This is a genomic window from Zoogloea sp., assembly GCF_028689785.1.
Taxonomy (GTDB): Bacteria; Pseudomonadota; Gammaproteobacteria; order Burkholderiales; family Rhodocyclaceae; genus Zoogloea.
Genome location: NZ_JAQVCN010000056.1, coordinates 1 through 25,416 on the forward strand (window position 1 = coordinate 1; position 25,416 = coordinate 25,416).

Below are 25,416 nucleotides of genomic sequence, written 5' to 3' on the forward strand. Positions count from 1 at the left end.
CGCATCGAAGACGTGGAGCCCGAGCGCTTCGGCGCCGTGCTGTGGATCAGCCACCGCCCCGAACCCGCCGCCCTGGCCCCGCGCCTGGCCGGCAAGCGGGTGGTGTATCGCCCGCCGGTGACCCCATGAGTTCCGTCGGCCCAATCTCCCTGGGCATCGGCTGCGACCGGGACACACCGGCCTCCACCCTGGCCTGGGCTGTAGTGGAAGCACTGGCCGCCTGTCAGGCCCGCCTGGAAGACGTGGTCGCCGTGGCGAGCATAGACCTCAAGGCGGACGAACCCGGACTACAGGCGCTCGCCCGCTGGCAGGGCTGGACCATCCAGTTCTACCCCGCCGCCGAATTGGCCGCCGTACCCGTGCCGCGGCCTTCGGCGACTGTTCTCAAGTACACCGGCACCCCCTCGGTCTCCGAGGCCGCTGCCCTGCTTGCAGCAGGTGCAGACATGAGCCAGTTGCTGCTGGAAAAGCACAAGTACCGCGGCCCTGACGGCCGCCATGCCACCGTTTCGATAGCAAGGATTCCCCAATGAACGACACCCCCACCCCCCGTGGCCGGATCATGCTGGTCGGCCTTGGTCCGGGCAGCCATGCGCATCTCACCGCCCGCGCCCGCGAGGCCATCGCCGAGGCCGACACGGTCATCGGCTATGTCACCTACATCCGCCTGGTGGCCGACCTGCTGGAGGGCAAGGAGGTCATCAAGAAATCAATGACCGAGGAGCTCGATCGGGCCATCGAAGCCTTCGAGCGCGCCCGCCAGGGCCGCAAGGTAGCCCTGATATCTTCCGGCGACGCGGGCGTGTATGGCATGGCCGGCCCCACCTTCGAGGTGCTGTTCCAGGCCGGCTGGACACCGGATTCAGACATCGACGTGGAGATCATCCCCGGCGCCTCGGCCCTCAACACCTGCGCCGCGCTGGTGGGCGCGCCACTGACCCACGATTTCTGCGCCATCAGCCTGTCCGATCTGCTCACCCCCTGGCCGGTGATCGCCCGGCGCCTCGACGCAGTGGCCGCCGCCGACTTCGTGGTAGCCCTCTACAACCCCAAGAGCGGTCGCCGCACCCGCCAGATCGTCGAGGCCCAGCGCCTCTTCCTGCGCCATCGCCACCCGGACACACCGGTGGCCATCGTCAAGTCGGCCTACCGCCCAAAGCAACGCGTCGAGCTCACCACCCTTTCACGGATGATCGAAGCCGACATCGGCATGCTGTCCACCGTGCTCATCGGCAACTCCAACACCTTCATCCGCCACGGCCTGATGGTCACGCCCCGCGGCTACGCCAACAAATATGACGTGAACAGCGGCGCCACCCGTGACGGAGAAAGAGCCGGCCGCTCCCTGTCCACCGGCCTGGACGGCTGGCTGGCCAGCCTGCGGGCCAGCGGCTCCAGCGCCCAGGAACTGGCAGCCGAACACCGCCTGCCCGAGGACTACATCGCCGCCCTTCTGGCCGAGGCCCCCGACGCCGACAACGCAACCCCGGACACCGAAGAGGCGACGGCATGAGCCCCCCCATCAAACCGACCATCGGCAGCTACCGCCGCCACCTTCTGGTGTGCACCGGCCCGCGCTGCGCTTCCGACGGGCAGGCCCAATCCCTCTTCGACAGCCTCGGCGCCCGTTTCAAGGCCGCCGGACTCGACCAGGGCGCGCTCCGCGTCAAGCGCAGCCGAGCCGCCTGCTTTGCCGCTTGCAAGGGCGGCCCCATCCTGTGCGTGCAGCCCGACGGGACTTGGTATTACGGCGTCACCGATGCGGTGATGGACCGCATCATCACCGAACACCTGGTAGGCGGCGAACCTGTGCACGAGCATGTCTTCCATCAGGCAGAAAACACCGACGGCTGAGGCAGAACAGGTTTTGCAAAGCCAAGAAGCCCCGTGGGGTCGAATTCACTCGACCGCCGACTCCGATCAAAGGCAGGCCGATGACCCAGCGCCTGATGATCGAATAAATTCGACCCCGCCGAGAAAGCCGCGGAGCCCAAGGGGCCGAACGCCTTCAAACTGAGAACAGCACGCTGAATCCATGAAGCACCCTGCCCTCCGCGTACTCCACCTGGCCCACCGCTGGCTCGGCATCTGTGCCGGGCTGCTGGTGCTGGGCTGGTTCCTGTCCGGGCTGGTGATGCTCTACATCCCTTTTCCCAAGCTGGATACGGAAACCCGCTTGGCCCGCCTGACACCCCTGCGTGCCGACGCCATTCAAGTGAGCCCCGCCGACGCGGCCCTCGCCTGCCCGGCCACGCCCAGAGGCGGGCGCATCGCCATGAGCGCAGAGCGCCCGGTCTACCACTTTTCCACCCGTGAGGGCGCATGCAGCGTGTGGGCTGACACGGGCGTCACGGTAGGCCCCGTGGGCGCAGCGCAGGCCAGCGAGGCGGCCCGAGCCTTTCTGCCCGATACGCCCCTGGCCGGCCCCGAGACAGTGGACCGCGATCAATGGACGATCTATGCCACCTACAACGCCCATCGCCCACTCTACCTGCTGAAGGCCGATGATGCGGCCGGCACCGAGCTCTACGTGTCATCCCGCAGCGGCGAGGTGGTCAATCGCACCACCCGGTTCGAGCGGGTGGCGGGCTGGCTGGGTACTGTGCCACATTGGCTCTACTTCACCCCACTGCGCGGCGAGGACACCCGCAACTGGCGCCTGCTGGTGCTGTGGCTGCCTCCGGTGGCGTTCCTCACCGTGCTCCTCGGCCTGACCCTGGGCATTCAGCGCCTGCGTCTGCGCCGTCGCTATCCCCGCGGGCAGGTCACACCCTACCGGGGTCTCAAACGCTGGCATCACCTGTTCGGCCTGGGGGCAGGCGGGCTGGCCCTCACCTGGCTGCTGTCGGGCTGGCTGTCCAATCACCCCTTCGGCCTGCTGGCCTTCAGCAGTCTGCCCCCGGGCAGTGCCGAAAGCCTGGCGGGCGGCACCTTCAAACCCTCCGCCGATGTGGACCTGCTGCGCCGCCAGCTGGCCCATGCTCCCGACGCCCGGGAAGCCGAGTGGTACCGCTTTGCCGGGCGAAGCTACCTGGAGATCCGCAGCCCCGGCGGCAGCCAACGCATCGACGACAGTGCCGGGCCTGCCCAGCCCTTTGCGGTAGACACCCTGGCCACCGCTGTCAGCGCCATCGAAGGCCGTCCGGTGGCCCGTGCCGAGCTGATCCACCAGCCCGACCTCTATCACTACGGCCGACGCAACCCGGCAGTGCTCCCCGCCGCCCGCATCCGTCTGGCCGACGCCCAGGACACCATCTGGTACCTGGACCCGGCCAGCGGCCGCGTGCTGGCCCGCATCGACAACGCCAACCGCCTGCATCGCTGGATTTTCAACGGCCTGCACCGGCTCGACTTCCCGCCCCTGGCAAGCCTCCCCGCCCTGCGCGAAGCCCTCATCACGCTGCTATGCGCCCTCGGCATCACCCTCGCCAGTACCGGCTGCCTGCTCGGCTGGCGACGCCTGCGCCATCGCAAGCCCACCCCCTAATCCCTTAAGGAAACGCCCCCATGCCACATCTCATCGACCGCCCCCTTGCAGGCGCTCTGGCCCTTCTTGTATCCGGCCTAGGCGGAGCCGCCCACGCCGCGGGTGTTCCAACCCTCCAGGAAGTCACCGTCACCCCCCGCCAGCAGGATCTGATCGGCGTCGCCGATTCATCCACCGAGGGCACAGTGACCGCCGCCCAGCTGCGCAACCGGCCCCTGCTGCGCCCGGCCGAAGCCCTCGAGACCGTACCCGGCATGATCGTCACCCAGCACTCTGGGGACGGCAAAGCCAACCAGTACTTCCTGCGCGGCTTCAACCTGGACCACGGCAGCGACTTTGCCACCCACGTCATGGGCATGCCGGTGAACATGGCCAGCCACGCCCACGGCCAGGGCTACATGGATCTCAACTTTCTGATGCCCGAGCTGATCCAGGGCATTGCCTACCGCAAGGGCGTGTATGCCGCCGAAGATGGCGACTTCGCCACCACTGGCTCGGCGCGCATCGACTACCGACGCCGGCTGGAGCAGCCCTTCGTGGAGTTCGGGCTCGGCCAGAACGGCTACCAGCGCCTGATGGCCGCCGGCAGCCGCGCCCTGGGCGAAGAAGGCGACGGCCGCCAACTGCTGGTAGCCGCCGAACTGATGGGTTACGACGGCCCCTGGACCCAACCCGAAAACCTGCAGCGCCGCAACCTGCTGCTGCGCCTCTCTGACGGCAGCACCAGCCACGGCTACGCCATCACGGCCATGAGCTACAGCGCCCACTGGACAGCCACCGAGCACGTCCCCGAGCGAGCCATCCGCTCCGGTGAGATCGACCGCTACGGCGCCCTGTCGCCCCGAGATGGCGGCCGCACCCGGCGCAACAGCCTGTCGGCCGAATGGGCCCGGCTCGGCGAAGACAGCGCCACCCGGACCAGCGCCTATGTGATCGACTACGGCCTCAACCTGTACTCGGCGCCGTCGGGCTACATCAGCGGCCTGCAGGGCGATCAGCACGAACAGGCTGACAGCCGCGTCGTGTGGGGCGGCGAGGCCCGCCACACCTGGCTGCTGGGCCCGGCCCTGCGCGACACCGAACTCAGCGTGGGCACCCGCCTGCGCCAGGACCGCATCGGCCGGGTCGGCCTCTTTAGCACCGAGGGGCGCAGGCGCACCGGCACCGTCCGCGAGGACCGCATCACCGAAACCGCCCTGGCCGCCTATCTCGAAGCCCGTACCCAATGGTCACCCTGGCTGCGCAGCACCCTGGCCCTGCGCCGGGACGAAATCTCTGCCGACGTCACCGCCCTCGGCGGGCAATACAACATGGGCAATGGGGGCAGCGTGCGCGGCGGCCAGACCAGCCCCAAGCTGGGCATCGTGCTCGGCCCCTTCAACCTGGCCGGCAGTACCGAGTTCTACGCCAACTGGGGGCATGGCTTCCACAGCAACGACACCCGCGGCGCCACCAGCCACACCAACCCCGCCGACGGCAGCCCCATCGACCGGGTACCCCTGATCGCCCGCGCCCGGGGTGCAGAGCTGGGCGTACGCGCGGCCCCCTTGCCGGGCTGGAATACCAGCCTGACGGTATGGCAGATGGCACTGGCCTCCGAGCTGGTCTTCATCGGTGACGAAGGCATCACCGAACCCCGCGGAGCCTCCCGCCGCCACGGGCTGGAGTGGTCCAACTACGTGACGCCGGCTGACGGCCTCATCATCGACGCCGACCTGGCCTTGTCGAAGGCCCGCTTCAGGCATCCCGTGGGCGGTGGAGACCACGTCCCCAATGCCATCCCCCTGACCGCTTCGGTGGGCATCAGTGCCGACCAGGGCGGCCCCTGGCATGGCGGCCTGCGCTTTCGCTACCTGGGCGCCTACGCCCTGGAAGAAAGCGGCGAGCACAAATCCACCCCGTTCTGGACTGCCAACCTCAAGCTTGGCTACCGCGTCTCGAAACAGTTGCAGCTGAGCGCGGACGTGCTGAACCTGTTCAATCGCCACGCCAACGACATTGAATACTGGGGTGGCGCGTGCACGCGCAATGAGACCCTGAGCGGCAGTTGCAATGGCGGTATCGACGGCCGCCTGGTCCACCCGCTGGAGCCACGCAGCCTGCGCCTGGCCTTGCGCCTGGGCTTCTGACCCTCCCGCCGGCCCGGCCCTCAGCGGGCCGGCTGCAGCGCAATTACGGCCATACCTGCAAGGGCAATGGCCGCTCCGACCGCGTCCCAGCGGGTCAACGCCACCCCGTCCACAAAGCGCAGCCACAGCAGCGCCACGGCGATATACATGCCCCCATAGGCAGCATAGGTACGCCCCGCTGCAGTGGGATGCAGGGTGAGCAGCCAGGCAAACAGCGCCAGTGCAGCCGCCGCGGGCAACAGCCACAGCACGCTCCGCCCCTGCCGTAACACAAGCCAAGGGAGGTAGCAGCCGATAATCTCCATCAGGGCCGTCAGCGCAAATAACGCAGCCATCCGCAGGACTTCCATGATGACTCTCCGGCAGGCACACGGGCACCACCTCGACGCGGCGGGCCACACACAAGAAAACGGCCCGCACAAAGGGCGAGCCGGACTGAACGAACAACATGCAGATTACTGGCGGAAGAGGTGAGATTCGAACTCACGGATGGTTTCCCATCGCCGGTTTTCAAGACCGGTGCAATCGACCACTCTGCCACTCTTCCCGAGGGCGCGAATTCTAGCACGAGCCCGGCTCAGGCCAAATGCCGTGCAGGCAACGCGGTTGAAACTTATTTGGGGCTCCGCTACTCTCAAGCGGTGCAGGCTAACCTGTCATTCAATTCTGGAGGAATTTCATGCAACTCGACACTTACGGTCAGCAAACGCAGGTACTGTCGCAAAGCGCCAACCGCGTGCTGCGCAATACCTACATGCTGCTCGCACTCACGATGGTGCCGACCGTTGCCGGTGCGCTGCTCGGCGTACAGATGCAGTTTTCGTTCATGGCCGGCAGCCCGTTTATCGCCTTCCTGCTGTTCATGGGCATCTCGTTCGCCTTCTTCTACGGCATCGAGCGCAACAAGAACAACGGTCTGGGCGTGGCTCTGCTGCTGGGCTTCACCTTCTTCATGGGCCTGATGCTCTCGCGCATCCTGCAGGTTGCCCTGGGCTTCTCCAACGGCGGCTCCATGATCGCCATGGCCGCAGGCGGCACGGGCGCCGTGTTCGCCACCATGGCGAGCATCGCCAGCGTGTCCAAGCGCGATTTCACCAACATGGGCAAGTTCCTGATGGTAGGCCTGGTGGTGATCCTGCTGGCCGGTGTGGCCAACATCTTCCTGCAGATGCCGGTGCTGCACCTGGTGATTTCCGCTGCGGTGGTGATGCTGTTCTCGGGCTACCTGCTGTACGACATCAGTAATGTGGTGCGCGGCGGTGAAACCAACTACGTGACGGCCACCCTGGCGGTCTACCTGGATGTGTATAACATCTTCGTCGGCCTGCTCAATCTGGTAATGGCCTTCGGCGGCGGCGATCGCGACTGACCGACCCACGCAGCAGCAAAAAAGGCGACCTCCGGGTCGCCTTTTTCATGCCCGCGACACAGGTCTCAACCCCGCTCGAACAGGGCGATGGATTCCACGTGGGAGGTTTGCGGAAACATGTTGGCGATACCCGCACCCTTCAGGCGATAGCCCTTCTCGTGGATGAGCACGGCACTATCCCGGGCCAGGGTGGCCGGATTGCAGGACACGTACACGATGCGCTGCGGGGCCGACGGCCCGAGGGCCTTCACCACGGCAACCGCGCCCTCCCGCGGGGGGTCGATGAGCATCTTGTCCAGGTGGCCGAGGGCGGCAATGCTGTCTTCGGTGGCTTCAAACAGATTCGCGGCGTAGAACTCGCTGCGCGCCTCCAGCCCGTTGGCGCGGGCATTCTCGCCGGCCCGCCGCACCAGTGCATCGCTCCCTTCCACACCAACCACCCGGGCGCCCAGCTTGGCGATGGGCAGGCTGAAATTGCCCAGCCCGCAGAACAGGTCGGCAATGCGCTCGCCGGGGCGGGGGTCGAGCAGCTGCATCGCGCGGCGCATCAGCAGGCGGTTGATGCCCATATTGACCTGGGTGAAATCGGTGGGCCGGAAGGCCATCGATACGCCGAATTCGGGCAGGGTGTAGGCCAGCCCCGGCGCCTCGGCCGGAAACAGGCGCCGGGCCGAATCCGGGCCGCTCAACTGGCCCCACACCTGCACTCCCTCATCCCGGGAAAACGCTGCCAGACGGACCTCGTCGGTGGCCGTAAAAGCATGCAGATGACGGAAGACCAGCACCGTGATGCCTTCACCAACAGCAATCTCGATCTGCGGCAGACGATCGGGCGCCGACAAGCCGGCGACCAAGGCCTGCAGGCGCGGCAGCATGGCCGACACATGGGGCGGAAGGATGGCGCACTCGTCCATAGGCGCCACATAGCTGCTGCGCCGCTCATGGAAACCAATCAGCACGCCGCCTTTGCTCGGCACCATGCGCACCGTCAGGCGGGCCCGGTAACGGTAGCCCCAGGCAGAGCCGACGATGGGCGGATAAAGTTCCCCGGCTCGGGTACGCGCGAGATGCCAGAGGGCGTCTTCCAGCACCCTCTGCTTCACGGCCACCTGGGCCGTGGCTTCCAGGTGCTGCATGCTGCAGCCGCCGCACACACCGAAATGCGGGCAAGGGGGCGTGACACGCTGAGGACTCGCTTCAAGGACGCGTTCCACATCGGCCACCTCGAAACGCGGCTTGACCCGATGGGAGACGAAGCGGACACGCTCCCCGGGCAGGGCCCCATCAATAAAGATGGTCTTCCCGTCCACGTGGGTCACGCCACGGCCCTCATGGTCAAGGGATTCAATGACGGCTTCACGGGCTGGCGTGGTGCTCATGGCGGGGCAGCGTATGGCTTGGAAAAGGGCGCCATTTTATCCCCCCCCAGGGGCTTGGCAAGGTGAGGCGCTATAATGGCCCCCATGACAAACACTCTTCTGGGCGGCCTGACGGCGGAGGAATTCCTCGCCGAGTACTGGCAAAAGAAACCACTGCTGATCCGCCAGGCAGTCCCCGGCTTCACTGGCGTTGCGAGCAAGGCCGAGCTTTTCGAGCTGGCTCGCGATGCCGATGTGGAATCCCGCTACGTCACGCACAACAACAGCCACTGGCAGGTCATCCGCGGCCCCCAGAAGGCCGCTGACCTCAAGCGCAAGTCCCAGCCCTGGACCGTACTGATCCAGGGCCTGAACCTGTTTTGCCCCGATGGCGACGCCCTGCTGCACCGCTTCGATTTCATCCCCCAGGCCCGCCTGGACGATCTGATGGTCAGCTACGCGGTGGACGGTGGCGGCGTTGGCCCCCACTTCGACAACTATGATGTCTTCCTGCTGCAAGGTATCGGCCAGCGACGCTGGCAGATCAGCAACCAGGATGACCGCAGCTTGATCGAAGATGCCCCCCTCAAGATCCTCCAGGATTTCCGCCCGGTGTACGACTGGGTGCTGGATCCTGGTGACATGCTCTACCTGCCTCCCCACTGGGCCCACAACGGCATCGCCATCGGTGAATGCACCACCTACTCCATCGGCTTTCGCTCCCCGACCACCCAGGAGCTTGCCCAGCAGTTCCTGATTCACCTTCAGGACACCATCCAACTCGACGGGATCTACGCCGACCCGGATCTCAAACGCCAGACCCACTCGGCAGAAATCAGCGACCTGATGATCGACCGGGTGGCCGACAGCCTGTCCCGCATCACCTGGACCCGGGAAGACGTCCGGAGTTTCCTGGGCGCCTATCTCACCGAACCCAAGGCGCACGTTTACTTCGACTCCCCGGACGAACCCTGCGAGCACGACGACTTTGTGGATGCCAGCGAGCGCCAGGGTTATAGCCTCGACGCGTGCACTCTGCTGCTGTTTTCAGGCGGCCAGTTTTTTATCAACGGTGAGGCGGTGGCGATTGCAGAAGAAGACAAGGCGGTCATCGAACAACTCGCCGACCATCGCCGCATTGAAAGCCTGTCCGGCCTGTCCGAAGAAACAATTGCCCTTCTTTATGACTGGTACTGTTGCGGCTTCGCACATCCATCAGGATCATTGATGCCGTAGTAGCCCGGAATCCCCAGAGGGCTTGACAACACAGGCAGACCGTTGCGGCGTCGCAACAATGTCTTTATTCAAGCACTTCCTCCGTGTTAGCATACACATCACATCAGGTCCCCCACCTGATTGCTCCTAAAATTAGGTTGTTGTACTTCATTTATCGATAAGGGAAACCAACAATGAAACAATCTCTCCTGGTTGCTGCTCTCGTTGCACTCGCTGTCTCCGCTTGCGGCAAGAAGGAAGAGCCGAAGCCCGTTGAAGCTCCGGCCCCCGCTGCTGCTCCCGCCGCCGAAGCCAAGCCCGCTGAAGCCCAAGCTCCCGCCGCCGCCCCGGCTGCTGATGCCAAGCCCGCCGAAGGCGCTGCTGCTCCCGCCGCTGATGCCAAGCCGGCTGACGCTGCTGCCGCTCCGGCTGGTACCGCCGCCGAGAACGCTGCCGCTGCTGCTGCCGCCACTCCCGAAAAGAAGTAATTCTTTTCCCGGTGAAGAAAAAGCCAGCCTACAGGCTGGCTTTTTTTCGTCTGTACAGATCGCATATACAACATAACACGCCAAAAACAAAAACGCCGGACTTGCCGGCGCTTTTGCAGAGGGTGGGGCTGCGTACTTACTTGAGTTGCTGAAACAGCAGGCTCATGATCTTGCGCGCCGACTCCGAGGTGTCGGTACCACCCTCGCGGGTCAGCACCTGGACTGTGGAGGCAGAATCTGCGCCCTTCACGTACACCCGGTACTGACTGCCCGAGGCGACCGGCGTCTTGCTGCTACGCCAGAAAGCCAGCTTCGACAGGATGCCTTCGTCGTCGCCCTTCTTCTTGTCAGTTTCCGGATCCACATAGCGGACGTAGTACATGCCCTGGGAGCGATCCCGGTCTTCCACCGTGAAGCCGACCCGATCCAGGGCCAGACCAACCCGTCGCCAGGCGCGATCAAAGCCTTCGTCGACCTGCAGCACCGCAGCGCCACCCGAGGCGCTCTGGAGCTTGGCCTTCTCGACCTGCGGCACGGCAGCGATCTGGGCCTTGGCGCGGGTCTCATCAGCCCCGAGGCGAATCATCAGGCGCTGCAGGAACTCAGCCTCCAGTTCAGGATCAGCCTGCCGCGGCTGCCAGATGGTCCGATCCTTGGCCTCGTTCGGGTAGATCTCCATCATGCCCCGGTGGCTGATGAAAATCTCCACAAAACCCGGTTCGCCAGCGCTTTCAAGACGAGTGCGGAACTTGTCCCGTTCGGGCGTCGAATACAGGCCGTCGATGACCTTGCCGATGGTGTTGCGGATGATGCCGTTGTCGATCTTCGCCCGGTTCTCGGCCCAATCGGTTTCCATGACACCGATTTCGGGACGGTCCACGTTCAGGATGAAACCGTTCTCCTGCCAGAACTCTCGCACCTGGGGCCACAGCTTGTCAGCCGTGCCGGGAACGACCAGCCAGCGCTGGCTGCCAGAACGCTCGACGCGCATCTTGTCGATGGACTGGGGCGCAACCCGGGTGACGGCCGGCGTAGCGGCGCCACCGCTGGCAGCCTGCCCGCTGCGCTCCGCATTGTAGGCGGAGAAGGTGGCAGTCCCCTTCGGATTGATGTCCGGCACCGCATAGCGGTCGTCGGCAGTGGGCGCCGTGAGGTCGGGGGGGATCTCAAGGGTAGACCGGGTGGGCGCAACCGCCGCACTCTTGTAATCGATCTTTTTCGATTCCAGCAAGGAACCGGAGCAACCGCTCAGGACGATCGTCGCAGCGACGACCGCCGAACCGGAAGCCAGCTTTCGGCTTTGCATGCGTAACCCTCGGGGTGGGAAAGACAGACTCAAACTTCGACGCCAGCCTGGCGCATGGCATCACGCACACGCTCATGGCAGGACTCGGACAGACGGGTCAGCGGCAAACGGATGCCCTTGCCAACAAAGCCCATCTGCTCGACAGCCCACTTCACGGGAATGGGGTTGGCTTCGCAGAACAGGTGACGATGCAGCCCGACCAGCCGGGCGTTCAGATCACGAGCACGCACGCCATCACCGGCAGCAGCAGCGACGCACATCTCGTGCATCAGGCGGGGCGCCACATTGGCCGTGACAGAGATGGTGCCGTGGCCGCCCAGCATGATGAAGGCCAGGGCGGTCATGTCGTCACCGGTGTACAGGGCGAAACCCTTGGGTGCCCGGGCGATCAGGTCACAGGCACGATCGATGTTGCCGGTAGCGTCCTTGATGCCGATGATGTTGGGCACCTCGGCCAGGCGCAGGGCGGTGTCGTTGGACAGATCGGCAACCGTGCGACCGGGCACGTTGTAGAGGATCATCGGCAACGGGCTCGCCTCGGCGATCGTGCGGAAATGCTGGTACAGGCCTTCCTGGGTCGGACGGTTGTAGTAAGGCACCACCGACAGCCCGGCAACGGCACCGGCCTTGCGGGAGAACTCGGTCAGCTCGATGGCTTCGCGGGTGGAGTTGGCACCCGTCCCGGCGATGATGGGGATACGCCCCGCCGCGTGCTCGACCGCCACACGGATGAGTTCGCAGTGTTCTTCGACGTTGACCGTGGGCGACTCACCGGTGGTGCCGACAACGACAATACCGTCGCTGCCTTCCTTGACGTGAAAGTCGATGAGGCTGCGCAAACGGGGAAGATCCAGGCTGCCATCCTCGTGCATCGGGGTAACGATGGCGACAATCGAACCGGTAATCATGGGATATCGGGGAGAGAGGGAAAGTTGAGTATTGTACCCAATCACTTCGGGAAGGCTAGACGGGCGCAAACCCGTGTTACGAAAACAAGGCCACGAGCTGCATCAGCCCGCGTTCAAACAGAACCCCCGCCACAGCGGAACGGGGGTTTGCCACAAGCAGGCTCAGAGATCGGCCAGGGTCTTGATGTGGGCGACGACGCTACGCGCCAGGGAGGAAAGGGAATACCCCCCCTCAAGCAGGGACACGATGCGCCGGTTGGCCGACTCGGCTGCTATCGCCTTGAGCTGCTCGGTGACCCACATGTAGTCGGCCTCCACCAGCCCCAGAGAGCCCATATCGTCTTCGTAGTGAGCGTCGAATCCCGCGGAAATGAAGATCATCTCGGGTGCGTGATTGCGCAGGGCCGGGATCCAGATGCTGGAGACGATCTCGCGGAACACATCCCCGCGACTGCCCGCCTTGATAGGCACGTTGACCATGTTGGGGGCCGGGTTGTCGGCACCGCTGTACGGGTAGAAGGGGTGCTGGAAGATGCTGACCATCAGCACCCGGGGGTCGTCCTTGAAGATGTCCTCGGTGCCGTTGCCGTGGTGCACATCGAAATCGATGATGGCCACACGCTTGAGGCCGTGCTCATCAAGGGCATGGCGGGCGGCGACAGCCACGTTGTTGAAGAAGCAGAAGCCCATGGCCTTGGCCGCCTCGGCATGGTGGCCAGGCGGGCGGATGGCGCAGAAGGCATTTTCGGCCTGGCCCGACATCACCAGATCGGTGGCGTAAATGCCGGCCCCAGCCGAGCGCAGGGCGGCCTTCATCGAATTGGGGCACAGGGCGGTGTCCGGATCCAGGTGGCGGATGCCGTGCTCGGGCACGCTGGCCAACAACTCTTCTACATGCTCACGGGGGTGGGCCCGGGAAATTTGGTCGACACTGGCAGTCGGCGCATCGTGAAAAGACAGATACATATCGAGGCCGGCAGCGATCAGACGGTCATTGATCGCCCCGAGACGCTCAGGAGATTCGGGGTGATGCTCACCCATGTTGTGCAGCCAGCAATCCCGGTGCGTGATGAATGCCGTACTCGTCATAAACTCTCCCCTGCCTCTCGCGATTCGTATTCGATATCTGTCGATTTTCGCAACCGTCGAACGCCTGCACCGAAACACACTCCATGACACTACGGAGCCATCTCGGGAAGCGGCTCCCGGAACGCTGTTGTGAAAGCATTATCCCCTTAACTTCACTCTGAAAAAAGCCTGCGCCATGCCGACCCATATCGCCACCCGCCTGATCGAGGCCGCCAGCCGGATCATCCTCGGCAAGGATGAGGCCGTGCGCCTTGCCCTGGCCTGCATACTTGCCCGCGGGCACCTACTGTTGGAGGATATGCCCGGTGTTGGCAAGACCACCCTGGCCCATGCCCTGGCTCACCTGCTTGGACTGAAGTTCCAGCGCATCCAGTTCACCAGCGACATGCTTCCCGCCGACATCCTCGGCGTCTCCGTGTTCGATCAGCGGGATGGCGCCTTTCGTTTTCATCCCGGTCCGGTATTCAGTGAGATGATCCTCGCCGACGAGATCAACCGGGCGACGCCCAAGGCCCAGAGTGCCCTGCTCGAAGCCATGGAGGAACGCCAGATCAGTGCCGAGGGGCGGACCTACCCCCTGCCGGCCCCCTTCTTCGTGATTGCCACCCAGAACCCGGCCGACCAGATCGGCACCTTTCCCCTGCCCGAGAGCCAGCTTGATCGCTTTCTGATGCGCATCTCCCTGGGCTATCCCGACCCAGCCTCCGAACGTGCGCTGCTTGCCGGTGAAGACCGGCGCGAGATGCTGGCCCGCCAGCCCCCCGTTCTCGCCGCCGGTGAGCTGGACACCCTGCTGACCGCCAGCCGGCGGATCCATGTAGGCCCGCGCCTCCTCGACTACGTCCAGGCCCTGCTCGCCCGCAGCCGCGAAAGCTCCGATTTTTCGACTGGACTCTCCCCACGTGCCGGCCTCGCGCTGCTCTCGGCCGCCCGGGCCTGGGCCCTGCTCGCTGCGCGTGACCATGTGCTGCCCGAAGACGTTCAGGCGGTGCTGCCCGCCGTGGCCGGTCACCGCCTGCGCCCCGCTGGCGAAACCCCACTGCGCCCCGACGAACTGACCCGCCGGCTGCGCGACGCAGTGCCGCTGCCCTGATGGGCCTGCCGGCCCTGCGCGCCACCCTGCACCGCTGGCTGTTCCGGGTCAGCGGGCCGGAGCCAGCTCCCATCCAGCTCGGCCAGCGGCGCATCTTCGTGCTACCGACACGTTTCGGGCTGGCGCTCGCACTGACCTTGCTTGTCATGCTGCTGGCCTCCATCAACTACACCCTGAGCCTCGGCTTCGCGCTCACTTTCCTGATCGGCAGCGTAGCCTGGATCAGCATCCACCATGCCTTCCGTAATGTGGTCGGGCTGAGCATCACACCAGGCAAGGCCGAGGCGGTGTTCTGCGGCAACCCGGCGCGTTTCGGCGTCGTCCTGAGCAACCCGGCATTACGCCCGCGCCAGGGCCTGCTACTGGCACCAAGCACCAGCACGGCCCGCCTCCTCCCCAATATCAAGCCCTTCGATATCGCAGCCTGCGGCAGCACCGTCCAGGACATCCACCTCCCCACACGCCACCGGGGCTGGCTCCCCCTCCCGCGCCTGACCCTGGAAACCCGTCACCCCCTTGGTCTGATCCGCGCCTGGAGCCTGTTCCAGCCCGACGTGCGCTGCCTCGTCTATCCCGCCCCGGAAGCAGACGGCCCGCCTCTACCCGTCGGGCGCGACACCGACTCGGGCCTTGGCGGGCGGGGGCGCGGACAGGACGACTTCGCCGGCCTGCGCCACCACCAGCCGGCCGACTCGCCCCGGCACGTGGCCTGGAAGGCCGTGGCCCGTGGCGGCCCGTGGCGCACCAAGGAGTTCGACGGCGCGGGGACCCGGGATGTGCATCTCGACTGGAATCGCATGCCCACCGGCATGGGCATCGAGGCGCGCCTGGCACGCCTCACCCGATGGGTCATGGAGGCCGACCGGGCCGGTATCGACTTCGGACTGAGCCTGCCCGGTGCAGACATTCCGCCAGGCCGGGGCAACGCCCATCGCAACGCCTGCCTGACCCATCTGGCCCTGTTCGGACTTCGCGATGACTGAGCCCCGCCTGCGCCCGGACCAAAGCGCTTGGCTGCTGGTCTGCACCATCCTCAGTCTCGCCCCCCACGCCGGCCACCTGCCCCTGTCCCTAATCGGCGCATGCTCCCTGCTGTTAGGGTGGCGCGGCCTGCTGGCCCACCAAGGCAGGCCCCTGCCCCACCGTTTCCTTCTACTTGCCCTGGCAGCCAGCCTGGTGGCCCTGGTGGCCGTGGAGTTCCAGCGCCTCTTCGGCAAGGAGCCGGGCATTGCCCTGCTGGCAGGTCTGCTGAGCATCAAACTGCTGGAGACTCGTGACATCCGTGACGCCCGGACGGTGATTTTGCTGAGTTTCTTCATGCAGATGGGCCTCTTTCTGTACCAGCAGAACATGGGCGTGGCAGCCCTCGCCCTCGCTGGCAGCGTGGCCACCGTGGCGGCCCTGCTCTCCCTCGAAGGCCGGGCCGATACGCCCCGTGCCCGCACCCTCGCCGCAGCCCGCCTTGTGCTGCAAGGCCTGCCGCTGATGGCAGTGCTGTTCATACTCTTCCCTCGCATCCAGGGCCCCCTGTGGGGGCTGCCGGCAGATGCCTACACCCATCGCACGGGCCTTTCCGACAGCATGGCCCCGGGCGACGTGGCCCGTGTCAGCGAATCCGGCGCCATCGCCTTCCGCGCTCGCTTCGAGGGTGATCCGCCGCCCCCAGCCGAACGCTACTGGCGCGGCCCTGTGCTGAGCGACTTCGACGGCCGCACCTGGCGCCAAGGACGCCGCAGCGTGGCAGAGGCTCCCGCCTACCGCAGCCAGGGCCCGGCCTACACCTACACCCTCACTCTTGAGCCCCACAACCAGCGCTGGCTGCTGGCCCTCGACTTTCCCGCCACCGCCCCCGGCCTGCGCTATAGCAGCGATTTCCAGCTCCTTGCGCAAGCACCGGTGCATGCCCGCCAACGCCTGGATCTCGTATCACACCCAGGCACCCCGGTGGGCCTCGACGAGCGGGAGGCAGTACTGAGCCAGGCCCTGGAGCTGCCATCGGGGAGCAACCCGCGCACCCGCGCCCTCGGCGCCCGCCTGCGTGCCGAAGCACGTGCAAACAGTGACATACCCGCCCTGGCCATCGCCCATTTCCGGGCCAGTGGCCTCGCCTACACCCTCGACCCGCTCCCTTTCGGGCGGGACGACGTGGACAGCTTCCTGTTCGATACCCGACAAGGCTTCTGCGAGCACTTCGCCGCCGCCTTCGTCGTCACCCTGCGTGCCGCCGGCGTGCCCGCCCGGGTGGTGACCGGCTACCAGGGCGGCGAGATCAACGCGGTGGACGGCAGCTTCGTCGTGCGTCAGTCAGACGCCCATGCCTGGGCCGAAGTGTGGCTCGCCGGCAAGGGCTGGCAGCGCATCGATCCGACCGCCGCCAGTGCCCCCCGGCGCATCGACGGTGGCCTCGCCGGAGCCCTGCCCGACATGAACCGCCTGCCCCTGTTGGTGCGCAATGATCTACCCTGGTTGCGAACGCTGCGCGACAACCTGGAAGCCATAGACAACCGCTGGAACCAGTGGGTTCTCGGGTACAATCCAGCACGCCAGCAAGCGCTGCTTTCCGCGCTGGGCCTGGCCCAGGCCGACTGGACGACACTGATAGCCCTCATGGCAGCGGCAGGTACTTTAGTAGCCGGGCTGCTGGCCGCCTGGGCGCTGCGCCAACGCTCACCGGCCGACGCCATCGACCGCGACTGGGCGCGCTTCTGCCAACGCCTGGCGGCCATCGGGCTGCCTCGGGAAACATGGGAAGGGCCCCTGGACTACGCAGGCAGGATTGGTCACCAGCGCCCCGACCTGGGTTCTACCGTCGTCGCCATCGCCACCGACTACGCGGCCCTGCGCTACGGCATGGCCAGCACCGACCCCCTCGCCCGCCGGCGCCTCCACCAATCCATCAAGAACTTCCGTCCCCGATGAAAACCGCAACACATCGCCAGCGTTCCGGCTCCCTGATCGCCCTGCTCGTGGCCCTCGCCTTGACGAGCCCCCTTCATGCCGCCGAGCGCTACGCGGACCGGGCGGAAACCCAGCAGTTCATCGATGAGATGCAGCAACGCCATGGCTTCGACAAAGACGCCCTGAACTACATCTTCCGCCGTGCCCAGTACCTGCCCTCGGTCATCAAGGCCATCTCGCCTCCCCGCGATCCTGTGGCCGTGCGCTCCTGGCAGCGCTACCGCAGCCGCTTCGTCGAACCCGTGCGGGTCAAGGCCGGCGTCGCTTTCTGGGAGCGCCACCAGGACAGCATCCGCGCAGCCAGCGAGAAGTACGGCGTGCCCGAAGAGATCATTGTCGGCATCATCGGCGTGGAGACCATCTATGGCCGCAACACGGGCAACTACCAGGCCGTGTCGGCGCTGTCGACCCTGGCCTTTGATTACCCACGCCGGGCCGAGCTGTTCCGCAAGGAGCTTGAGAACCTTCTGCTGATGGCCCGCGAACAGGGGCGCGACCCCCTCGACTACCAGGGCTCCTACGCCGGGGCCCTGGGGCTGCCCCAGTTCTTGCCGAGCAGTGTGCGCAACTATGCAGTGGATTTTGATGGGGACGGCCAGATCGACCTGCTCAATAGCCCGCGGGATGCCATCGGCAGCGTCGCCCGCTATATGCAGATGCACGGCTGGGAAAGCGGAGCGCCGGTTGCCGTACGCGCCAGCGTGGATAGTGACGCCAACCTGGTACCCCTGCTCGCCAACGACATCAACCCGGCCTTCGATGCCAGCGCTCTGGCCAGTCATGGTGTCAAGGCGGCCAGCGGTGACACTCCGATGGGCAAGGCCGCCTTTGTCGAACTGGTGACACCCGGCGAAGACAGCGAATACTGGCTGGGCTACCAGAACTTCTACGTGATCACCCGCTACAACCGCAGCAGCTTCTACGCCATGTCGGTGTTCCAGCTGGGTGAGGCCGTCAAGGCCGCGCGGCTGGCCGCGGTAACGGCACGCCGCTGAAGCTGCGGGCTAGTCCTGCAGCAGCGACAGCACCTTCTCCGGCGGGCGGGCCACCACGGCCCGCTCACCGCGCACCACGATGGGCCGTTCGATGAGGATGGGGTGTGCCACCAGGGCATCCAGCCACGCTTCCTCGTCGAGCTCGCGCCCCTGATAGTCGGTTTTGTAGATGTCCTCGCCCTTGCGCACCAGGGATTCGGCCGTCGTACCCAGCTTGCGCAGCAGGCCGACCAGCTCGGCCCGGCTCGGTGGCGTCTTGAGATACTCCACCACCTCCAGGGGAAGGCCTCTCTCTTGCAGCAGGGCGCAGACCGCACGGCTCTTGGAACAGCGGGCGTTGTGATACACGCGAAGGATGTCGCTCATGGCATTCGACTCGGGGAAATGAACGGATGCCGGCCACGGCCGGCACGAAAGCTACAGCAGCACGTCCTTGGAAACCCCGCGCCGCTTGATGATGCGACGTAGCTGACCTAGGGCCTCAAGCTGAATCTGGCGCACCCGCTCCCGGGTCAGGTCCAGACTGTCGGCGAGTTCCTCAAGGGTTCGCACCTCGCACTCATCCAGGCCGTAGCGGTGGCGGATCACCAGGCGCTGCTTTTCGCTGAGCTGGCCAATCCACTCGCGCACCAGGGTTTCGACCTCCAGATCCTGGATCTGCACGTCGGGGGTGTCAGCGTCGTCATCGGCCAGGGACTCACCGATGGACAGTGTGGGATCAATGTCGAGAGGCGCATCCAGAGACGCAGTGTGCTCGTTGAGAGCCAGGATGGCACGCACATCCTCTACCGGGCGATCGAGCCGCCGGGCAACCTCTTCAAGAGTCGTATCCCCGTTACCGGCAGCCTCCAGCTGCCGCTGGGCCCGCAGCACCTGATTGAGCTCCTTGACCACGTGCACCGGAAGGCGGATGGTCCGCGACTGGTTCATGATGGCCCGCTCGATGTTCTGGCGGATCCACCAGGTGGCATAGGTGGAAAAGCGGAAACCACGCTCGGGGTCGAATTTCTCGAGGGCGTGGATGAGGCCCAGATTGCCTTCCTCTACCAGATCAAGCAAGGGAATGCCCCGGTTGAGGTAGTGTTTGGCGATATTGACGACGAGACGCAGGTTGCGCTCGATCATGGTCTGGCGTGCGTCGAAATCCCCCAGCCGGACCCGACGTGACAGGGCCAGCTCTTCTTCGGCAGTCAGCAGCGGGTTGGCCCCGATCTCGTTCAGATACAGCTGGGTGACGTCGCCCAGGAAATCGGTGTCGGGCGAAGCCGCCGGCACTTCGAGAAAGACCTCCACCTCCGGGGGCAAATCCGGCTCGGGGGTTTCCAGTTCCTCAGGCGCTGCCGGATCGTACATGGATTCCTCTCTGGATCATGGGGCACAGCTTGGCCGGAATCGCAAATCTCCGACGCTGATCGGTTGTCTTGCCGTCAATACACTGCCTTGCTCACCCCAAAAATCCGGGAGTACGTCAGCGAGGCGGGAGGTACTTTCCCGGATCGACCGGCTTACCCTGCCGCCGAATCTCGAAATGCAGCTTGGGGCGATCACTGTCGCTATCGCCCAGTTCGGCAATCTTCTGGCCCTTGCCCACTGTCTGCCCTTCCTTGACCAGCAGACTCTGGTTATGGGCGTAGGCACTCAGGTAGCTGTTGTCATGCTTGACGATCACGAGTTTGCCATAACCGCGCAGCCCCGTGCCGGCATAAACGACTCGCCCGCCGGCTGCCGCTAGCACGGGATCACCGGGCTTGCCGGCCAGATCCAAACCCTTGCTCGATGTTTCGTTGAAGCCCGCAATCACCTTGCCGGCTGCAGGCCAGGCCCAATCGATGGCGCCGTTTCCGTTGGACTTGCCCTCGTCGGGCCTGGGCTCCGGCTTCGCCTCGGGCTTTGCGTCGGGTTTCGCCTCAGGCTTCACCTCGGGTTTCATGTCGGGTTTGAGCTCGGGCTTCGGATCGACCTTGGCGATCACGATGGGTGCCTCCGGTTTCTGGGCCTGAGCCCAGGCCTGCTCGGAATAGGGGATCTTGCCGCCCCTCGGCTCACGCCGCACGCCATCGGCCGGAACTGCCGCCGGGGCTGTCGTGGTGGCAGGTGCGCCCACCGGGCGCACCTCGACGGTGGAGGTGGTCACCGGCCGGGTCACCGCGGCCGACTCCGGAGGACGCACCCGCAACTCCTGCCCGACCTCGATCAGGTTGGGGTTCTCCAGGCCACTCCAGGCGGCGATATCCCGATAGTTCTGGCCATGGTCAAGGGCGATGCGGATGAGGGTGTCACCCGGCTTGACGATGTAATAGCCCGGACGCGCCACCCGGGGCGGGGCCACCGGCGCCTCGGCCTTTTCGGTGGTGGTACCAGGCGGACGCGCCCGCTCGGTCACCGGAGCCGGTGACTTAGTGGTGGCACAACCGGTCACGCCAATGGCAAGCGCGAGGGACAACAGGGTAAGACGCGACAACTTCATGCTTTCTCGGAACTTCATTCGGTGCCGGGCAGCAGCGGTACAAAGCGCACTGCACTGAGGCGTGTTTCTCGGATTCCGCGCGCGCTGCGTTCGATCAGCACCAGCACCTGCTCGGCAGCGCCCACCGGCAGGATCATCCGGCCGCCTTCGGACAACTGATCCACAAGGGCCTGAGGCACCTTGGGCGCCGCAGCGGCGACAATGATGGTGTCGTAGGGCGCCGCCTCACGCAGGCCCAGGCTGCCATCGGCATGTTTCAGCCGCACATTGGGCAGGCGCAGATGGCGCAGATTGTTGCGCGCCCGATCAAGGAGCGGCCGCAAGCGCTCGACGGAATAGACTTCGGCGGCCACGTGAGACAGTACAGCCGCCTGATAACCGCAGCCGGTACCCACCTCAAGGGTCTTGCCCAACTCGCGGCCGGCCCTCAGGATCTCTATCATCCGCGCCACCACGAAGGGCTGCGAGATGGTCTGCTGCAGGCCCAGGGGCAAGGCCGTGTCCTCGTAAGCACGGGACGCCAGCGCCTCCTCGACAAACAGATGACGCGGCACCGCCATCATCGCCGCCAGTACGCGCTCGTCTCGCACGCCCTGCTCGCGCAGACGCTCGATCATGCGCGTGCGTGCCCGCTGGGCGGTCTGCAGCGCGGCCCGCAAGACCTCGCTGCTCATCTGCCCAGCCAGTCCCGGACGGTGGTGATCTGCCCCTGGTGAGTCAGGTCGATCTGCAAGGGGGTGATGGAGGCGTAGCCATTGGCGACGGCGTGGAAATCCGTGCCCTCGCCAGCGTCCTGGGCGGCACCTGCGGCACCCACCCAATACACAGTCTCATTGCGCGGCGTGACCGACTTGATTGTCGGCTCGGCCTTGTGACGCTTGCCCAGACGGGTTACCTGAATGCCCTTGATCTTCTCGAAGGGCAGATCCGGCACATTCACATTAAGCAAGGTCGGCACCTTGACCGGGTCGCGCTGGAAACGCTCAACGAGCTCCCGGGCAATGCGTGCCGCACCGGAAAAATCGGATGCGCCCTTGGCCACCAGGGAGATGGCGATGGCCGGAACACCCAGCAGGAAGCCTTCGGTGGCTGCTGCGACGGTGCCGGAATAGATGGTGTCATCCCCCATGTTGGCGCCGTGATTGATGCCCGACACCACCATGTCCGGCAACTCGTCGAGCATACCGGTGACCGCCAGGTGCACGCAGTCGGTGGGAGTGCCGTTCACGTAGTAAAAGCCACTCGCCGCCTTGCGCAGGGATAAGGGCCGATCCAGGGTGAGGGAATTGCTGGCGCCGCTGCGGTCTCGCTCGGGCGCCACGACAGTCACTTTTCCAATCTCGGAGAGCGCAGCCGCGAGGGCTTGCAGGCCGGGGGCAAAATAACCATCGTCATTGCTCAGCAGGATACGCATGGGTGACCGGGATCAGGCTTTCTGGCATTGGAGGGGATTTGCGGGATCGGCTGGCCGGACAGGCTGCGGCCCGAATGATGTGCGGCCCAGGCCAAACCCCGAATGGGCCTTGAGTTTAGCAGAGTCGGCTTCGCACCCGCTAGGCGCTCACGGCGTAGCAATCTATGAAGATGCCGTTGGCGACAATCTGACGCACCCGCTAGGCGCTCACGGCGTAGCCAGCCGGCGAACCAAGGGCCACCACTGCGGTCAGCAAAGTAAGTCTGCTGCAGGCATGTGTAATCTTTGGAGCCCTGCTCCGTCTACCCGACATTCCCTCTTCCGGTATGCCCATCATGCTGATCCGCCGCCCCGCCGCCATTCTGCCGTCCGAGATCACCACCGCAAAAATGTACCGGGAGCGCCGCCGCTTCATGGGGCTGGCCGGCAGTCTGGCCCTCGCAGGCACCTTGCCTGCCGGGCTGGCCCGGGCCGCCACGCAGCCCCTCGGCTCGATCACGAAGAGCCCCCTGAGCACGACCGAGAGCCAGACATCCTACAAGGCAGTCACCACCTACAACAATTTCTATGAACTCGGCACCGACAAGGAAGACCCGGCCCAGAACACCCACCGGCTCAAGCCCGCCCCCTGGACGGTGCGCGTCGAGGGCCTGGTCAACAAGCCGCGCACCTTCGGGATCGACGAGCTCCTCAAGCTGGCGCCGCTGGAAGAGCGCATCTATCGCATGCGTTGTGTCGAAGGCTGGTCGATGGTCATCCCCTGGGTCGGCATCCCCCTGACCAGCCTGCTCAGACTCGTCGACCCCCAGGGCAGCGCCCGCTACGTGGAATTCATCTCCCACTACGACAAGACCACCATGACCCGCGGCGTGCTGGACTGGCCCTACAACGAGGCCCTGCGCCTGGACGAAGCCCGTCACCCCCTCACCCTGCTGGCCCTCGGCCTTTACGGCGAGGTGCTACCCATCCAGAATGGCGCACCGTTGCGACTGGTCGTGCCCTGGAAATACGGCTTCAAGAGCGGAAAATCCATCGTCGCCATCCGCCTCACCGAGAAGCAGCCGGTCACCGCCTGGATGAAGGCCGGGCCATCGGAATACGGCTTCTACTCCAACGTGAACCCTGAGGTGGACCACCCCCGCTGGAGCCAGGCCACCGAGAGACGCATCGGCGAGTTCTCCAAGCGCAAGACCCTGATGTTCAACGGCTACGCCGATCAGGTGGCATCCCTTTACACAGGCATGGATCTGCGCCGCAACTTCTGACCCGACTGAAACCGACACTTATCATGACACCCGGCAAGACCAGCCTCTCCGCCATCAAGGCCGCCCTCTTCCTGCTCTGCCTGACGCCCGCCTTCCTGCTCTGGCGCGGGCTGGAAACGGACAGCCTGGGCGCCAACCCCATCGAAGCCCTGACCCGCAGCACCGGCGAATGGACCCTTCGCTTCCTGCTCATCACCCTGATGGTGACGCCCCTGCGCAAGTTTACCGGCTGGCACTGGATTTTGCGCCTGCGACGCATGCTCGGGCTTTTTGCCTTTGCCTACGCCACGGCCCACCTGGCCACCTACGTGTGGCTGGATCAGTTTTTCGACTGGGAGGGGATTGCCCGGGACATCCTCAAACGCCCCTTCATCACGGTCGGGTTTGCCGCCCTGATGCTGATGCTGCCCCTCGCCGCCACCTCCAGCAACTTTGCCATCCGCCAGCTTGGCGGCCGCCGCTGGCAGGCCCTGCACCGGGCGATCTATCCGATCGTGCTGCTCGGCTGCGTGCACTTCTGGTGGCTGGTCAAGAAAGACATCACCTGGCCTCTGATCTACACGGTGATTGCCGTTGCACTCCTCGGCCTGCGCGGCTGGTGGCGGGAGCAGGAGCGCCGCAAGCAACTGGCCGGTGGCTACCTGCCGCAACAGCCGAAATTCGAGGGCAAGGTGATCAAGATCTTCGCCCGGTGATCACACCGGGCAGCCTCAGGCCTTCGGCCGGATCGCCGACTTGGGCCGGAATGCCTTGACCACCTCGTCACGGGTCTCGATGTAAGGCCCGCCTATGAGATCGATGCAGTAGGGCACGGCGGCAAAGATGCCGGGCACCTTCTGCACGCCCTCTGCATCCTTGAGGCCCTCAAGGGTCTCGGCAATGGCCTTGGGCTGGCCGGGAAGATTGAGGATTAGGGACTGGCCGCGGATCACCCCCATCTGACGGGAGAGGATCGCGGTAGGCACGAAGGCCAGGCTGATCTGGCGCATCTGCTCGCCAAAACCCGGCATCACCTTGTGAGCCACCGCCAGGGTGGCCTCCGGCGTCACGTCCCGGGGCGCCGGGCCGGTGCCTCCGGTGGTGAGCACCAGATGGCAGCCCGCCACATCACAAAGTTCGATCAGGGTCGCCTCGATGGCCGCCTGCTCGTCAGGGATCAGGCGCTTCGCCATCTGCCAGGGCGAACTCAGGGCCCTGCCAAACCACGCTTCCAGGGCCGGGATACCCTTGTCTTCATAGACACCGGTCGACGCCCGGTCACTGATGGAAACCAGGCCGATCTTCAGCAGATCGTTCATTCCTCGTCTCCGAACCCCTCGTCGAAGGCGTCAGCGTCGGTCCCGGCGCCACCCTCCTCGAGTTCGCGCAGCACCCGGAAGAGCTCGCGGAAGGCACGCGGCGGGCGATTCTGTTCCTTCTCCTTGAGCGCATTGCGGCGCAGGACACGCAGATGCTGCAGGTCGGCGCCGGGGTAGGTCTCGGCGATGCCATGGAGGGTCTTCTCGTCTTCGAGCAAGGCGGTGCGCAGGCTTTCCAGCCGGTGCATCTTGGCCGTTTCTGTCGCCGAAACGCCCTTGAAGGCATCCAGCGCCGCACGGATGGGCTCAGGATCGACGTTGCGCATCAGCTTGCCGATGAACTGCAACTGACGACGACGCGCCTCGTGGGAGGTGAAGCGCTGGTAGTCCTTGACCGCGTCCCGCAGGTCTTCGTCGATGGGAACCCGGGCAAGGCGCTCCTTGCCCAGCTCGGCCAACTCGCGGCCGAGATCCTGCAGGGCCGTGCTCTCGCGCTTGAGCGCGGACTTGCTGGGGCCGGTGTCTTCTTCGTCTTCGTAGTATTTGTGCTTGGCCATCTGAGGGCGGGAAGTGCTCT

General features: G+C 65.3%; 26 protein-coding genes and 1 tRNA gene. 14 read left to right on the forward strand and 13 right to left on the reverse strand.

Features of this window, described 5'->3' with window-relative positions; translation table 11 throughout:
- Positions 1-125: 125 nt before the first annotated feature.
- The 5 genes from PHI64_RS18565 to PHI64_RS18585 all read left to right on the forward strand — a co-directional run bounded on the left by PHI64_RS18565 (position 126) and on the right by PHI64_RS18585 (position 5,616).
- Complete coding sequence (locus tag PHI64_RS18565; protein WP_299886046.1) at positions 126-533, forward strand: cobalamin biosynthesis protein; 408 nt, start codon at positions 126-128, stop codon at positions 531-533.
- Positions 530-1,513, forward strand: coding sequence for a precorrin-3B C(17)-methyltransferase (gene cobJ, locus PHI64_RS18570; RefSeq protein ID WP_299886049.1), 984 nt, complete (start codon positions 530-532; stop codon positions 1,511-1,513). Before PHI64_RS18565 ends, cobJ begins: the two co-directional genes overlap by 4 nt.
- Positions 1,510-1,854, forward strand: a complete 345-nt coding sequence (locus PHI64_RS18575) for a (2Fe-2S) ferredoxin domain-containing protein (RefSeq protein ID WP_299886052.1) — start codon at positions 1,510-1,512, stop codon at positions 1,852-1,854. Before cobJ ends, PHI64_RS18575 begins: the two co-directional genes overlap by 4 nt.
- 181 nt (positions 1,855-2,035) lie before the next feature.
- Positions 2,036-3,487, forward strand: coding sequence for a hypothetical protein (locus PHI64_RS18580; protein WP_299886055.1), 1,452 nt, complete (start codon positions 2,036-2,038; stop codon positions 3,485-3,487).
- Positions 3,488-3,507: 20 nt separating this feature from the next.
- Entirely contained in the window at positions 3,508-5,616 is a 2,109-nt protein-coding gene (locus PHI64_RS18585; protein ID WP_299886058.1) for a TonB-dependent receptor, read from the forward strand.
- 20 nt (positions 5,617-5,636) lie between these two features.
- On the opposite strand, the gene PHI64_RS18590 is transcribed toward PHI64_RS18585, so the two are convergent.
- Both PHI64_RS18590 and PHI64_RS18595 read right to left on the reverse strand, forming a co-directional pair.
- Positions 5,637-5,969: a YnfA family protein gene (locus PHI64_RS18590; protein WP_366945221.1), complete on the reverse strand. Its 333-nt coding sequence runs from the start codon at positions 5,967-5,969 to the stop codon at positions 5,637-5,639.
- 106 nt (positions 5,970-6,075) lie between these two features.
- Positions 6,076-6,163: transfer RNA gene (locus PHI64_RS18595), tRNA-Ser, on the reverse strand.
- Positions 6,164-6,295: 132 nt separating this feature from the next.
- Between PHI64_RS18595 and PHI64_RS18600 the strand changes: the two genes are divergently transcribed.
- Positions 6,296-6,985: a Bax inhibitor-1/YccA family protein gene (locus tag PHI64_RS18600; RefSeq protein ID WP_299886063.1), complete on the forward strand. Its 690-nt coding sequence runs from the start codon at positions 6,296-6,298 to the stop codon at positions 6,983-6,985.
- A gap of 65 nt (positions 6,986-7,050) precedes the next feature.
- On the opposite strand, the gene rlmD is transcribed toward PHI64_RS18600, so the two are convergent.
- Positions 7,051-8,364: a 23S rRNA (uracil(1939)-C(5))-methyltransferase RlmD gene (gene rlmD / locus PHI64_RS18605; RefSeq protein ID WP_299886065.1), complete on the reverse strand. Its 1,314-nt coding sequence runs from the start codon at positions 8,362-8,364 to the stop codon at positions 7,051-7,053.
- 84 nt (positions 8,365-8,448) lie between these two features.
- Between rlmD and PHI64_RS18610 the strand changes: the two genes are divergently transcribed.
- Together PHI64_RS18610 and PHI64_RS18615 are read left to right on the forward strand one after the other, a co-directional pair.
- Positions 8,449-9,579 carry a cupin domain-containing protein gene (locus tag PHI64_RS18610; protein WP_299886068.1) on the forward strand — a complete coding sequence of 377 codons (1,131 nt, stop codon included), beginning with the start codon at positions 8,449-8,451 and terminating at the stop codon, positions 9,577-9,579.
- A 173-nt stretch (positions 9,580-9,752) separates the two neighbouring features.
- On the forward strand, positions 9,753-10,046 hold the full coding sequence (locus PHI64_RS18615) for a hypothetical protein (protein WP_299886072.1): 294 nt from the start codon (positions 9,753-9,755) through the stop codon (positions 10,044-10,046).
- A gap of 136 nt (positions 10,047-10,182) precedes the next feature.
- Here the strand turns inward: PHI64_RS18615 and bamC are convergent, their stop codons facing one another.
- The 3 genes from bamC to PHI64_RS18630 all read right to left on the reverse strand — a co-directional run bounded on the left by bamC (position 10,183) and on the right by PHI64_RS18630 (position 13,349).
- Positions 10,183-11,352 (reverse strand): outer membrane protein assembly factor BamC, encoded by a 1,170-nt coding sequence (bamC, locus tag PHI64_RS18620; RefSeq protein WP_299886075.1) that lies wholly within the window; start codon positions 11,350-11,352, stop codon positions 10,183-10,185.
- Positions 11,353-11,381: 29 nt separating this feature from the next.
- Complete coding sequence (gene dapA / locus PHI64_RS18625) at positions 11,382-12,260, reverse strand: 4-hydroxy-tetrahydrodipicolinate synthase (RefSeq protein WP_299886078.1); 879 nt, start codon at positions 12,258-12,260, stop codon at positions 11,382-11,384.
- Positions 12,261-12,422: 162 nt separating this feature from the next.
- Positions 12,423-13,349: a histone deacetylase family protein gene (locus tag PHI64_RS18630; protein ID WP_299886081.1), complete on the reverse strand. Its 927-nt coding sequence runs from the start codon at positions 13,347-13,349 to the stop codon at positions 12,423-12,425.
- A gap of 175 nt (positions 13,350-13,524) precedes the next feature.
- On the opposite strand from PHI64_RS18630, the gene PHI64_RS18635 reads away from it, so the two are divergent.
- Genes PHI64_RS18635 through mltB form a run of 4 tightly spaced genes read left to right on the forward strand, consistent with a single transcriptional unit; the run spans position 13,525 to position 18,395 of the window.
- A complete protein-coding gene (locus PHI64_RS18635; RefSeq protein WP_299886084.1) occupies positions 13,525-14,442 on the forward strand; it encodes an AAA family ATPase in 918 nt (305 codons plus the stop codon).
- Positions 14,442-15,425, forward strand: coding sequence for a DUF58 domain-containing protein (locus tag PHI64_RS18640; RefSeq protein WP_299886087.1), 984 nt, complete (start codon positions 14,442-14,444; stop codon positions 15,423-15,425). The genes PHI64_RS18635 and PHI64_RS18640 overlap by 1 nt, the downstream gene beginning before the upstream one ends.
- Positions 15,418-17,361, forward strand: a complete 1,944-nt coding sequence (locus PHI64_RS18645; RefSeq protein ID WP_299886090.1) for a DUF3488 and transglutaminase-like domain-containing protein — start codon at positions 15,418-15,420, stop codon at positions 17,359-17,361. Before PHI64_RS18640 ends, PHI64_RS18645 begins: the two co-directional genes overlap by 8 nt.
- Entirely contained in the window at positions 17,358-18,395 is a 1,038-nt protein-coding gene (gene mltB, locus PHI64_RS18650; RefSeq protein ID WP_299886093.1) for a lytic murein transglycosylase B, read from the forward strand. Before PHI64_RS18645 ends, mltB begins: the two co-directional genes overlap by 4 nt.
- Before the next feature lie 9 nt (positions 18,396-18,404).
- Here the strand turns inward: mltB and arsC are convergent, their stop codons facing one another.
- The 5 genes from arsC to surE all read right to left on the reverse strand — a co-directional run bounded on the left by arsC (position 18,405) and on the right by surE (position 22,276).
- Complete coding sequence (arsC, locus tag PHI64_RS18655) at positions 18,405-18,761, reverse strand: arsenate reductase (glutaredoxin) (protein WP_299886096.1); 357 nt, start codon at positions 18,759-18,761, stop codon at positions 18,405-18,407.
- Positions 18,762-18,812: 51 nt separating this feature from the next.
- The gene (gene rpoS / locus PHI64_RS18660; RefSeq protein WP_299886099.1) at positions 18,813-19,748 is read right to left on the reverse strand and encodes an RNA polymerase sigma factor RpoS; all 936 of its coding nucleotides are present in this window, start codon (positions 19,746-19,748) and stop codon (positions 18,813-18,815) included.
- Positions 19,749-19,863: 115 nt separating this feature from the next.
- Positions 19,864-20,862 carry a peptidoglycan DD-metalloendopeptidase family protein gene (locus PHI64_RS18665; protein ID WP_299886101.1) on the reverse strand — a complete coding sequence of 333 codons (999 nt, stop codon included), beginning with the start codon at positions 20,860-20,862 and terminating at the stop codon, positions 19,864-19,866.
- A gap of 14 nt (positions 20,863-20,876) precedes the next feature.
- Positions 20,877-21,536 carry a protein-L-isoaspartate(D-aspartate) O-methyltransferase gene (locus PHI64_RS18670; protein WP_299886104.1) on the reverse strand — a complete coding sequence of 220 codons (660 nt, stop codon included), beginning with the start codon at positions 21,534-21,536 and terminating at the stop codon, positions 20,877-20,879.
- Positions 21,533-22,276: a 5'/3'-nucleotidase SurE gene (gene surE / locus PHI64_RS18675; protein ID WP_299886107.1), complete on the reverse strand. Its 744-nt coding sequence runs from the start codon at positions 22,274-22,276 to the stop codon at positions 21,533-21,535. The genes PHI64_RS18670 and surE overlap by 4 nt, the downstream gene beginning before the upstream one ends.
- A gap of 335 nt (positions 22,277-22,611) precedes the next feature.
- Between surE and msrP the strand changes: the two genes are divergently transcribed.
- Positions 22,612-23,541, forward strand: a complete 930-nt coding sequence (gene msrP / locus PHI64_RS18680) for a protein-methionine-sulfoxide reductase catalytic subunit MsrP (RefSeq protein WP_299886110.1) — start codon at positions 22,612-22,614, stop codon at positions 23,539-23,541.
- Positions 23,542-23,564: 23 nt separating this feature from the next.
- Positions 23,565-24,236 (forward strand): sulfite oxidase heme-binding subunit YedZ, encoded by a 672-nt coding sequence (locus PHI64_RS18685; protein WP_299886113.1) that lies wholly within the window; start codon positions 23,565-23,567, stop codon positions 24,234-24,236.
- Positions 24,237-24,251: 15 nt separating this feature from the next.
- Here PHI64_RS18685 and mog read toward each other — a convergent pair whose 3' ends face one another.
- Positions 24,252-24,839, reverse strand: coding sequence for a molybdopterin adenylyltransferase (mog, locus tag PHI64_RS18690; RefSeq protein WP_299886114.1), 588 nt, complete (start codon positions 24,837-24,839; stop codon positions 24,252-24,254).
- Positions 24,836-25,396 (reverse strand): ribosome biogenesis factor YjgA, encoded by a 561-nt coding sequence (gene yjgA / locus PHI64_RS18695; RefSeq protein ID WP_299886117.1) that lies wholly within the window; start codon positions 25,394-25,396, stop codon positions 24,836-24,838. Before yjgA ends, mog begins: the two co-directional genes overlap by 4 nt.
- Between the last annotated feature and the right edge of the window lie 20 nt (positions 25,397-25,416).